Below are 11,318 nucleotides of genomic sequence, written 5' to 3'. Positions count from 1 at the left end.
GGCCCAGTTCCACCTCACCCAGGCCGCCGAAGGCGACTTCAGCCTCTGGGTACAAGAGCGCCGCCTCACCCGACGCATCCGCAGCGGCGACCGCACCACCGAGATCCAGCACGGCGATTACCAGATACAGGTCAGCGACGGTGCCCTGGTGCACCAGGTAAACGGCGACATCACCATCGAGGGCAACGGCGGTGGAGACCTCGTACTGATCAAAGGCGACACCGGCGTCAGGATCGACCCCCAAGGCAACATCAAGCTGTTCGGTAAAAAGATTACCCTGCACGGCACCCAGAGTGGTGTGACCTTCAATGGCGAGGTGAGTTATGACATTGGGGGTGGGAATGAGGCGGAGGAGGTCGAAATTCTGGATCTTCCATCACTACCTGAGACCGAGCGGCTGGAATCAGATCTGTTACCCGTCGTTATTGCTGTTACCTGCGTCGACAGACCTTGCAAGGTGGGCCAGGAAACACTCTTGCAGGTTGCGCACCGGGCTTTGCCCGACAATGCCAAGCTGGTGCTCAATATCGAGCAAATCAACCCCGACGGTTCTATCCAGACAATCGATGAAATTAGTCACACAGTAACGGAGCCGGACGATCAAATTCTGATTCCCTGGACAGCGCCCAAGGCATTGGCAGAGAGCCCGGAACAAAACCAGGCCGCCAACCCGCAACCCTTTCATTATCGGTTTAAAGCGAGCTACGAGGGTCGCCACTCCCCCTGGTCTGAGCCCGTGCAGATTAACCTGGATTTAACCGTAAACGTGACATCCGCTTCAGGCGCACCCGCAAAAGAGGGCACAGGAATAATCGCGCTGGCAGCAGACGGTGTGCACCATAGAAACCGCGTTCGTGAAGGCTCTGTTACGTTCACCAACATCGCCAGTGGCGCGGCGCGTATCCGTCTTGATACCACCAGCCAGAGTATGAAAGGAAAAACGCCATGGACTTGACCACTCAGGGTTCAACCAGTGCCGATGCCGGTTCAACTGCGAAAGCGGTACACACCTATTTACTAACGCCTGGTAACGGTACCGTTGAAATCGACATTGCGTGCGAAGCACCGAAGCTGAAAACCCTGATGTTTTCACCCGAGCATCAGGCGCTGGTTGCATTGGATCAATGTGATTGCGAAATCATCGATACAGAGACCGCCGAACTGGATGCGTTGGTCGAAGCTCTGAACGACGCTCAACAACACAAGCTACGCGCTCAAGAAGAAGGCCGAGGCATCAACAGAGCAAAAATAACCGTCAGAGCCGCCAAGGCGGCTTTAAGGGATAGACTGGAGGCGCTATCCAGCGGCTCTGGCGCCGGTGCTAACACCTGGTATGAACTGCATTCCATAGAAACCGCAGGCCAGGTGCGGTTTGTGCCCGGTAATATTCTGGATGCGGCAGACAGGAACAGGTTCTTCCGGCTGGTTGACGAACCCGATGCGGAAAACGCCTTTAAATCTTTCCGTGATGCCGATGGCAATATCGATGCATCGAAGTTCAAGAATGCGTTTACCGAAACCAGCGCAAGCATTAAAGCCGAATGGAAGCTGGTCGATGAAACAGGGCAGGTCCCCACGCGCGTTCTGGCCAACGCCGTCAGCCCGGCCATTGCCAGCTTACTGAATGACGAGCTGGAAGCCCTGGATAGCGTGATTGCTGAATGGAACAAAACCTTGAACTGGCAAACACAGCAGTATCAAAGCCAGCATGAACGAGCAGTGAAATATTTGAAAGAAGATCCCTTTTCGCATGAACTATTTGGTCGTGCAAAAGTGCTTTGCCAGCAGATATGGCAAGATGACAGTCCGATAAACGGCGTGAATTATGACGCAGTTAGTGATGACGATAACATCGCTGCTCGCCAGCGACTGGCCGACATTGTAGCCGAAAAGCCCTTGCCACCTGCACGTTGGACCGCCAGTGCAGAAGCTAATCTGATGCGATATTCCAAAGGGGTTACGGTAAGCGCTAACTTTGATCCCTTGAAAGGCGTTCTTGCCGGAGAAGCCAAGGCAGAATTCGAATTTGCCCTGGCGGAAGCACGTTTGGAGGGCTCGGTTTATTACCCTCATGAAGAAGGGCTGCCCGTTGGGCCCAGAGTCAGGGTAAAAACACGCTCACACCGTTGGGCTGTATTCGACCGCTGTTTGCCCGACAACGTACATTTTGATACTAATTCCGAGTTCATGCGGTTGTATCAAGTCGGTGAACTGGTGTCAGCTTTTGGGCACTGGGGGCTACTGAAAAGAACACTGAACGATCGATACAAACTCATGATTCTCGGCCATACCGACTTGGTGGGTGAAAATGACTACAACCAGGCATTGAGCCTTCGCCGGGCGCAGGTCGCCTACGGACTGCTGACTCGCAACCCTACCCCCTGGGTCGGGATGTTTGAGCTGGGCTATTGGGGCGAGACTGAACGCCAATACATGATCGAACATTCCAGCGGTCAGGAAAGTGACCCGCCTCATAATCTGATTCAACGCTACTTTGAAGGGTGTGAAAATCGCTTTGCTTTGCTAGGTAATCACTTGCTACCACAGCTGACGGATCAGGCCTTTGCAATGACCTATCTGATACCCAGAGGCGAGTTGGAGCCCGTTATTAACGTTGAAACCCAAGAACGTATGAATCGGCGGGTAGAGTTTGTTGTTCTGGAAGCAGTGGAAGAGACGGTAGAGACTGTTGATCGAAAGCTAGACTTGGGTCATATGCGGGCCAAATTTGAAGGTCAGGTCAGCGGCTTTGCTGGGGTCAATTTGAGTCTGGCTGCTGAAGTCTCGGTCGATGTGAGTGGCGGTGAGCTCACTCTGGCGAATAAAGACGACGTGCAAGAAGGTAACCGCGAGCAAGCGTCTACTTCAGTTGGCGGCGCTCAGGCAGAGGCTTTTATCGGCGCTAAAATTGAAGCGGGCCTGGCGGCAGAATTGGACTGGAAGCAACCCCAGGGCGATGAGCAGTCGCAACAGGGTGAAGGTCAGGACTTCCTCGCCCTGGGAACGGTAGGCTATTTGGTTAGTGGACATGTCGGTTTAGCCTTGAATGGGAAATTCAAAGTGGGCTTTGATCGAGAAATAAAACGATTTGTCATCAAACTGGAAGCTTCGCTGTGTTTAGGCCCTGGTGTTGGTGGTAAGTTCGAAGCAACTGTAGATGCAAAGCAGGTCTGGAACTTTATTAGCCTCGTCCATCATCAACTTCTGAGTCAGGATTTTAATTGGGTGGATATGTTTGAAGACGGCGTATATGACCGTTTTGTAGCCTGGTCATATGAATTGATAAATAAAGGGTACTGGTTTCCGGGGCTGCAATTGCGAGCAGGTGCTGAGATTGCATATCAGGCCATTTCACTGTTGGATCGCGTTCAGTCTTTTGGTGATGATTTTTATGCCTATGAAGAAAATTCGGAGTCATTGCACGCGCTCATTCAATACATTAGCCAATATTCTGTTGAGCTTAAGTATGCTCCACCGGAGGTGAAGGGTAGGATTCTTTATCGCCTGATCAATGAGCCCAGGCACATCTGGCGAGATTGGAGTTTTGGAGTCGGCATCGATATGGACCAGCCTCGCGAGCGCGCCGTGTTGCACTTGCTGAGACAAGGTGTTGAAACAAAACGCGAGTACCTTGAAGTGCTGGAGCATACGCTGGGGGAGTCGAGGAGTGGACGAAGCCTTAGTCAGCGATGCCAGGATGCTTCAGACGCGCAACAAGCACTCATGAGATACATGAGCGATCGAGAAGACCTTGAGGGTTTGGCTAATTGGTGGGACTCTTTACCGGATGTCAGTCAATGTACCTGCTCACTCAATGATTTAACGGTTAATCCCTTCAACCGGTAGGTCCGACAGCGTAGGTAAGTCTAAGTTACTATGAATGGCGCACCGAAAGCCTTCGCCACCGCCATCATTCTCAGGGTCTGTTGGCAGGCGTCGAAACACTAGATTGGCATTCCAGTCAGAATTGGCCAAGCCAAAGCCACGAGATACTTTAAGGGTTGAGTATAGGTTGTCGTATTCAGGCCCTTGCGGATCCACCTCAGGTGATTGCTCATAATATCGAATATGATACCAGTCTCGAACCCACTCATTGACATTGCCGGTCATGTCATAGAGACCCAGAGGGTTGGGTGGATGGGTTCCAGGTGGGTCGGGATCAAAGGTTCTTCCAAGGCCATGCGCTCGATAGTTGCGACCGGGCTCCATCTCTCCGTTGTCGGTCGCAAATCGCACTGGTTTCCCGCGGCTACGAGCTGCATACTCCCATTGGGCTTCTGTAGGTAGATCTATTTCCAGGCCTGTTAACTCGCCTAGCCATTGGCAGTAGTTTTGTGCGCTGTACCAGTCGACACCAATATAAACGGGTTTCTCGGGCTGAATCGCTGGAGATCTCCCTCGTCTTTCTTCATGAACCAACGGCAGTCCATTCGCCTCTGTATAAACATCATATTCGCCATAGGTCGTTTCGAACTTATTAATGTAATACCCGGTCAATGTCACCTTATGCACCGGGTAACAACTGGCCGAGCATCCAAAGGGTTTTCGATAGCTTTCACGGCCATCTTCCATGGTTACCCAGGTGCCGCCAGGCTCGTCCTCCGGGATTTCGTAGCCTATGTCTCCCATCATAAAGCTGCCGCCTTCCACATAGACCATGTTGTCGAGCGTCTTTTCTATCAGTTCTTCAACCTCGGGTGGGTAGTCCGTTTGCTGGCAGGAAGCCAGTAAGGGGAGGGTGATCAGTGCTGGCAACAGCGCTGGGATAGCGGGCTTCATTAATAAAAATCCTTTTTACGATGTGGCGCCAGTGTAACAAATACCAGTATTCGAGGTGTGACCCTGGTCTCGAAAGGGTTTCGTCGAATCTGTAGATGAGTTTTTAACGGCAGGTAAGAGTAAATTGGCAGAATCGCCCGTTAAAAGATCAACGGTTTTTTGCCTCAATCCAACGGCTCATATACTCGGTTGCCCGGTGTTGTGAATGCCAGAGTACGCGCCCCCAGAGGTTGCGATGGCGTATATTGGTGAGGTTGGTTTGCAGCTGGTGTAATGCCTCGATAAACCCCGGTGCGTGGTCGTCTCTCAGAAAGCCGTTTTCCAGTGCCTGTAACCCACAGCTTTGCACCGATTTCCAGTTATCTGCATTGCGATACAACTGAACCAGGGTGTCGGCGATGCGTTCGGGGTCATCGCTGAGCGGGTAGCCGAACGCATCCTCTGCGGCCATCGATTCTGCCCCGATATGGGTGGTGACGGTGGGGGTACCGGTTAACCAGCCTTCCAGAATTTTGCCTTTCTGGCCGGCGCCAAAGCGCAGTGGGGCCACATTCAGGCGGTATCGAGCCAGCGTCTCAAGTGCATCGTCGCACCGGCCTTTGATAACGAACCCCTGCTTGGGAGCATGCCACTGCTGAACGGTGTGGTCAGCGTAGGCGCCGTAGACATGGCATTCAACATCGGGCAGTTGGCGTCTGACGAGTGGCCAGATGGCTTGCTTGAACCAGAGCGCAGCGTCTTTGTTGGGGGCGTGCTTGAACCCGCCGATCATCATCAGGTGTTGGCGGTCTTTGTAGCCGCGCCATTCACCGGCGTCAGGCAACTCGGAGATAAGAAAGGGAAGGTACAACAAGCGCTCTGCAGGAAGAGCAAACACCGACTGCAGAAGCTCAATTTCAACCTGAGAGATCATCAATACCCGGTCACAGCGGGCCATGGCAGCCAGTTCACGCTCTGCTGTGGCGGTAAACAGGTCAAGTGGCGGGTAGGGAGGACGAGTATCCTCCCGGTCACGCTGGCGTATGGCCTGCTGCCGGGCCTCGCGCAAGGTGTGAAAGTCGCTGGTGTCGAGCAGGGTGGCGGCATTGGGGCACTGCTCCCGCACACGCCAGCCAAACTGTTCTTCCATCACAAACCGGTCGTAGATCACCAGTTGGGGGTCTAGCGAGGCTACCCAGGTATCGAAATGGCTGTCGTTGACGGCGATGGAGTGTGCCTGGTACCCGAGATCCGAGAGGCTCTGTTGAAATGGGGAGGGCTCGGCCGGGCTGGCAATGTGCACCTGGTAACCGGCTTCCCGGCACAGGTCCAGAACGTCCAGCGTGCGTCGCCCGGCCGCGGTTGACGCGGGCTCTGGCCAGTTTTTGGCAATGAGCAGGGCGGTCTTACTTGAGAAACTACTTGAAGTACTGGTCATCTGTTGTGACAAACGCTCACCAACAAAAACGGAATCGCGAGGGTAAACGCGGTACAACCTTACGTCCAGCTCCGCGTTAGGATGGAGGTCGTTATGAAACGTCTCTATTACCTCACGGATGACATCGAGCACGCCGAACACATTGCCATGGAATTGGCCCACTACCCGTTGCACCACACCTATGTTCAGGTACTCAGCCAGGACGAAGTAGGTCTGTCTGTGCATCAGTTGAAGAGTGCTTCCTATCTGGCACGGCAGGACATTCTGCACCGCGGTAGCCAGGGGCTTGTGTTGGGTCTGGTGCTTGGCCTGTTAACGCTGATGTTTACCAGCAGCCTTGGGCTGGCACCGGCCGATATGAGCGGCCAGTTGGCACTGGTGCTGTTATTTGGTCTGTTGCTGGGCTGGGCCGGCTGTCTGATCGGGTTGAACCAGGAAAACCATCATTTGGCGGGCTTTCACGACGATATTGAATGCGGCCGCACCCTAATGATGATCGATGTGGCTCCCGCAGAAGTCAGCGAGGTGAAGGCCATCATCGGCCATGTGGCACAGCGTGATCACACGGGCAAGTCAGCCTTGCCCGTTTATGCGGGAGAATCGAGGAGCCTTGCACTGTAGGAATGTGATGCCCGGTTTGGCGGTGTACCTGTTGCCAGGGCCTCCTCTACCGGGCACCGGACCATCAACCCGCGATGGGGCCAATGCCCACTTTCTTGCGCACATCGGCCATCAGGGGGGCTGAATAGTCGCGTGCTTTTTCCGCACCCCGGGCCAGAATGGCATCCAGTTGAGCCGGGTCGTCCATCAACTGGTTGTAGGTGTCGCGCTTGTCTTTGAGTTCTTCGTTAAGCAGTTCAAACAGCACTTTCTTCATCTCGCCCCAGGCAATGCCGTTGGCATACTGAGTACGCATGTCGGCGACCTGGTCTGGCGAAGCAAAGGCTGAATAGATATCGAACAGGGCTGAATCGTTCGGGTCTTTGGGTTCGCCCGGTTCCAGCAGGTTGGTCTTGATCTTGTTGATCAGCTTGCGGAACTTCTTTTCGCCTTCGAACAACGGGATGGTGTTGTTGTAGCTCTTGGACATCTTGCGACCGTCGAGGCCCGGCAGAATCATGCCGGATTCTTCAATGACCGCTTCCGGCAATGAAAAGGTATCGCCATAGAGGTAGTTAAAGCGCTGGGCGATGTCGCGGGCCATTTCAATGTGCTGGGTCTGGTCTTTGCCGACGGGGATTTTTTCGCCGTTGAACATCAGAATGTCGGCCGCCATCAGAATCGGGTAGCTGAACAGCCCCATGGTGATGCCCCGGTCCGGATCAGCGTTATCGTCGTTGATGTTATCCTGCACCGCCGCCTTGTAAGCGTGTGCCCGGTTCATCAGGCCTTTGGCGGTAACGGTGGTCAGCACCCAGGTCAGTTCGGTAACTTCGGGCACATCAGTTTGGCGATAGAAGGTCACCCGGTCCGGGTCGAGGCCGCAGGCCAGCCAGGTGGCGGCAATGGCCCGCACGGATTCTCTTACCCGCTCGGGTTCCTGGCACTTGATCAGGGCGTGGTAATCCGCCAGAAACAGGAAGGATTCGGTGTTGGCATCGCGGCTGGCTTCAATGGCGGGGCGAATGGCGCCCGCGTAGTTGCCCAGATGCGGAATGCCTGTGGTGGTAATGCCGGTCAGTACGCGCGTCTTGCTCATGGGTGTCTTCAGTCGCCTTTGGGTGGCCGTTATCGGTGGTTATGGGAGAAAACGATAAGACTGGGAACCTTACCGAAACCGGTGGGGAAAATCGAGTTGGTGCGTTGAAAGCGCCCTCCTGGAACGAGGGCGCCGCAGACCTCAGCTTTTTTCTGAGCTGGTTTCGTCGTCGTCGACATCGGTCAGCCAGGCAGGAATGTCTTCCTCTTCCGGGTCGTCCGATTTTTCCGGTGGCATCAGATCCTGTTTGGTCAGATCCAGAGCCATCAGTACGTTGGCGGACACATAAACCGAAGAATAGGTACCAACCAGAACACCGACAGATAGTGCCATGGCGAAGCCGAAAATCAGCTCTCCACCGAAGATGCCCAGAGCAACCAGTACCAGCAAGGTCGTTAATGACGTGATCAGGGTACGGCCCAGGGTCTGGGTCAGCGACAGGTTGATCAGGTAGTCGGTTTCATCGCGCCTTACCATGCGGAAGTTTTCCCGAATACGGTCGGCCACAACAATGGTGTCGTTCAGAGAATAACCGATGACCGCAAGAATCGCCGCCAGCACGGTAAGGTCGAACGCCATCTGTGTGATGGAGAAGAAACCGAGCACAATCACAACGTCGTGAACCAGGGCTGCCACCGCGCCGACCGCAAACTTGAACTGAAAGCGCAGTGCGATGTAAACCATCACCACACCCAGCGCGACCAGCATGCCAATGCCGCCGTTTTCACGCAGTTCTTCACCCACCTGGGGGCCGACAAACTCGTTCCGGCGCAGTTCTACGTCACTACGGGTTTCCGACAGCAGGGCGAGCACTTCGTCACCCAGGCGCGGGTTGTTGTCTTCCTGCATGCGGATCAGCACATCGGTGTTGTTGCCGAAATACTGCACCACCACGTCCCGATAACCGGCACCGTTCAAGGTGTTGCGAATGACTTCGACATCGGCAGGTTCTTCATAACCGACTTCGATCTGGGCGCCGCCGGTAAAGTCGAGACCGAAATTCAGCCCCCGAACGGCCAGTGACCCCAGTGAAACAAGTATCAGCACCAGTGAAGCAACCGCCAGTGTCTTGCGGTAGCCCATAAAATTAAGCACTTTCAAATCAGACATAACGGGCTCCTTAAATGGGCAGCTTCTTCACCACCCGACCACCGAAGGTCAGGTTGGCCAGAGCACGCGTCAGCATGATGGCAGTGAACATAGAGGTAACAATGCCGACCGAGAGCGTGATCGCAAAGCCCTTAACCGGACCCGTACCGATGGCAAACAAGATGACCGCCACAATCAGGGTGGTCAGGTTGGCATCGAAAATGGTCGAGAAAGCACTTTTGTAACCGCCGTCTATTGCCGCCTGCGGGGAGCGCCCGTCGGCAATTTCTTCACGTATTCGGCTGAAAATCAGCACGTTGGCATCCACCGCCATACCGACCGTCAGTACGATGCCGGCAATACCGGGCAGAGTCAGGGTCGCTCCCATCATCGACATGACCGCAACAATCAGCACCAGGTTGGCACTCAGTGCTACAGCGGCAAAAATGCCGAACACCTTGTAGAAACCGAGCATGAACAAGATCACCAGCGCAAACCCGATGATGACCGACTGGGTGCCCATGCGAATGTTCTCGGCACCGAGGCTTGGGCCTACCGTCCGCTCTTCCACAAACTGCATGGGAGCGGCCAGTGCGCCTGCTCTTAGCAGCAGGGCCAGGTCTGAGGCTTCCTGGGCGTTATCGAGCCCGGTAATCACAAAGCTGTTGGAAAAAGCACCGCGAATGGTGGCCAGTGAAATGATTTCACGCTCTTCGACCGAGTCGTAAATCGGCACAGGTTCGCCGTCGACTTCTTCGTAACCTTCGAGGATGGACTTCTGCTCAATAAAGAGCACACCCATGGGTACACCGATGGAGCGACGGGTTGTCTGACCCATACGGGAGCCGCCGTCGCCATCGAGGTTCACCGAGACCTGGGGCAAGCCGTTCTCATCATAGGAGGTGCGAGCATCGGTCACGTTATCGCCGGTGACGATGACATCGGTCTCCAGCATGGCGGTACGGTTGCTGTCGCGGAACGGGTACACCTCGCCCTGGCCATCGCGTGACTCGAGGCGAAACTCAAGGTTGGCGGCCTTGCCGATGATGTTCTTGGCCTGGGCAGTGTCCTGAACGCCGGGTAGCTCCACCACAATGCGGTTGCGGCCCTGGCGCTGAACCAGCGGTTCGGCCACACCCAGTTCGTTCACCCGGTTATTCAGGGTGGTCTGGTTCTGGCTGACGGCATAGTCTTCCAGTTCAGCGATGCGTTCGTCTGTCAGCGTCAGGATCAGGCCTGGCAGCCCGCGTGATTCGATGTCCGAGCGCTGGAACTCAGGCAGGTTGCGGCGTAGCCAGGTGTCGGCTTCGCTTCTGAAGTCCTCATCGGCCAGCAGCACCTGGATGGAGCCGTCATCGAGCACATCGACGCCGCGGTAGCGGATGTTTTCATCGCGGAAGGTGGTGCGAATGTTAGCAGCGTAGCTGGCGAGCCGGCTCTCCAGGAAACGATCCATATCGACTTCCAGCAGGAAATGCACACCGCCGGAGAGATCGAGGCCCAGCGACATGGGCTGAGCGCCAAGAGCCAGCAGCCAGTTGGGCGTCGTTGGTGCCAGGTTGAGCGCCACAATATAGTTGCCACCCAAGCCACGCTGAATAGCGGCCTTGGCAGCGAGCTGGTCTTCGTTGCTGTTCAGGCGAATCAGTAGTGACTGACCATTAATTTCAGCGCCAAAGTGATCGATATTGGCGTCATCGAGCAGGCGTTCGGTGCGTTGTACGGTGGTATCGTTCATCTGCACGCCGGCTTCGGCGCCCTGAATCTGGATGGCCGGGTCGGCCGGAAACAGGTTGGGCAGGCTGTAGAGCACGCCTAGCACCAGTACTGACAGGATAATGGCGTATTTCCACAGGGGGTATTTGTTCAGCATGAGGCCTTCCTGAGCTGGGTAGACCCGGCCATCAGGACTGAATGCCTGAGCCGGGGCTACAAGTCGGTCGCGTCCGGGACGCAACCTGACGATGGGTCGATCAGATCGCTTTCAGCGTTCCCTTGGGCAGGGTTGCTGAAATAGCCGTTTTCTGGAAGGTCAGTTCAACATTGTTGGCGACTTCGACCGTGATGTAGTCGTCAGTTACCTTGGTGACCTTGCCGGTAATGCCAGCTGCCGTTACGACTTCGTCGCCCTTGCTCAGTGAGGAGATCAGGTTTTTATGCTCTTTGGCGCGCTTGCTTTGCGGGCGCCATACCATCAACCAGAAAATCAGGAAGAAGATGCCGAGCATGATCGGCAATTGCCAGGGGCTGGGCTGACCAGCCGCCGGGGCCGCCAGTGAAAGTGCCGGGGTCATGGCCAGCAGAGCGGCGGACAGTTTTTTCATGGTAATACTC

At 55.1% G+C, this 11,318-nt stretch carries 9 protein-coding genes; 3 read left to right on the top strand and 6 right to left on the bottom strand.

Annotated features, from left to right (window positions below):
• Both ABJT94_RS05990 and ABJT94_RS05985 read left to right on the top strand, forming a co-directional pair.
• Positions 1-955 (top strand): hypothetical protein (locus ABJT94_RS05990; protein WP_348493903.1); only part of this gene is annotated, 955 nt, incomplete at its 5' end.
• Entirely contained in the window at positions 946-3,846 is a 2,901-nt protein-coding gene (locus ABJT94_RS05985) for a hypothetical protein (RefSeq protein ID WP_348474143.1), read from the top strand. The genes ABJT94_RS05990 and ABJT94_RS05985, both read left to right, overlap by 10 nt.
• Here the strand turns inward: ABJT94_RS05985 and ABJT94_RS05980 are convergent.
• The gene (locus ABJT94_RS05980) at positions 3,820-4,779 is read right to left on the bottom strand and encodes an SUMF1/EgtB/PvdO family nonheme iron enzyme (protein WP_348474144.1); all 960 of its coding nucleotides are present in this window, start codon (positions 4,777-4,779) and stop codon (positions 3,820-3,822) included. The two genes, ABJT94_RS05985 and ABJT94_RS05980, sit on opposite strands and share 27 nt — an antisense overlap.
• Positions 4,780-4,927: 148 nt before the next feature.
• Positions 4,928-6,196, bottom strand: coding sequence for a glycosyltransferase (locus tag ABJT94_RS05975; protein ID WP_348474145.1), 1,269 nt, complete (start codon positions 6,194-6,196; stop codon positions 4,928-4,930).
• A 93-nt stretch (positions 6,197-6,289) separates the two neighbouring features.
• Here ABJT94_RS05975 and ABJT94_RS05970 point away from each other — a divergent pair, with 93 nt between their 5' ends.
• A complete protein-coding gene (locus tag ABJT94_RS05970) occupies positions 6,290-6,817 on the top strand; it encodes a hypothetical protein (protein WP_348474146.1) in 528 nt (175 codons plus the stop codon).
• Between the two features lie 64 nt (positions 6,818-6,881).
• On the opposite strand, the gene ABJT94_RS05965 is transcribed toward ABJT94_RS05970, so the two are convergent.
• The 4 genes from ABJT94_RS05965 to yajC all read right to left on the bottom strand — a co-directional run bounded on the left by ABJT94_RS05965 (position 6,882) and on the right by yajC (position 11,308).
• Positions 6,882-7,895 (bottom strand): tryptophan--tRNA ligase, encoded by a 1,014-nt coding sequence (locus ABJT94_RS05965; RefSeq protein WP_348474147.1) that lies wholly within the window; start codon positions 7,893-7,895, stop codon positions 6,882-6,884.
• 141 nt (positions 7,896-8,036) lie between these two features.
• A complete protein-coding gene (gene secF / locus ABJT94_RS05960) occupies positions 8,037-9,005 on the bottom strand; it encodes a protein translocase subunit SecF (RefSeq protein WP_348474148.1) in 969 nt (322 codons plus the stop codon).
• Positions 9,006-9,015: 10 nt separating this feature from the next.
• Positions 9,016-10,857 carry a protein translocase subunit SecD gene (gene secD / locus ABJT94_RS05955; protein ID WP_348474149.1) on the bottom strand — a complete coding sequence of 614 codons (1,842 nt, stop codon included), beginning with the start codon at positions 10,855-10,857 and terminating at the stop codon, positions 9,016-9,018.
• 100 nt (positions 10,858-10,957) lie between these two features.
• On the bottom strand, positions 10,958-11,308 hold the full coding sequence (yajC, locus tag ABJT94_RS05950) for a preprotein translocase subunit YajC (protein ID WP_348474150.1): 351 nt from the start codon (positions 11,306-11,308) through the stop codon (positions 10,958-10,960).
• Positions 11,309-11,318: the final 10 nt, after the last annotated feature.

The organism is Saccharospirillum sp., assembly GCF_039982735.1.
Taxonomy (GTDB): Bacteria; Pseudomonadota; Gammaproteobacteria; order Pseudomonadales; family Natronospirillaceae; genus Saccharospirillum.
The sequence above is the reverse complement of the archived record's forward strand: the minus strand, read 5'-3'. Positions and strand labels throughout refer to the sequence as shown.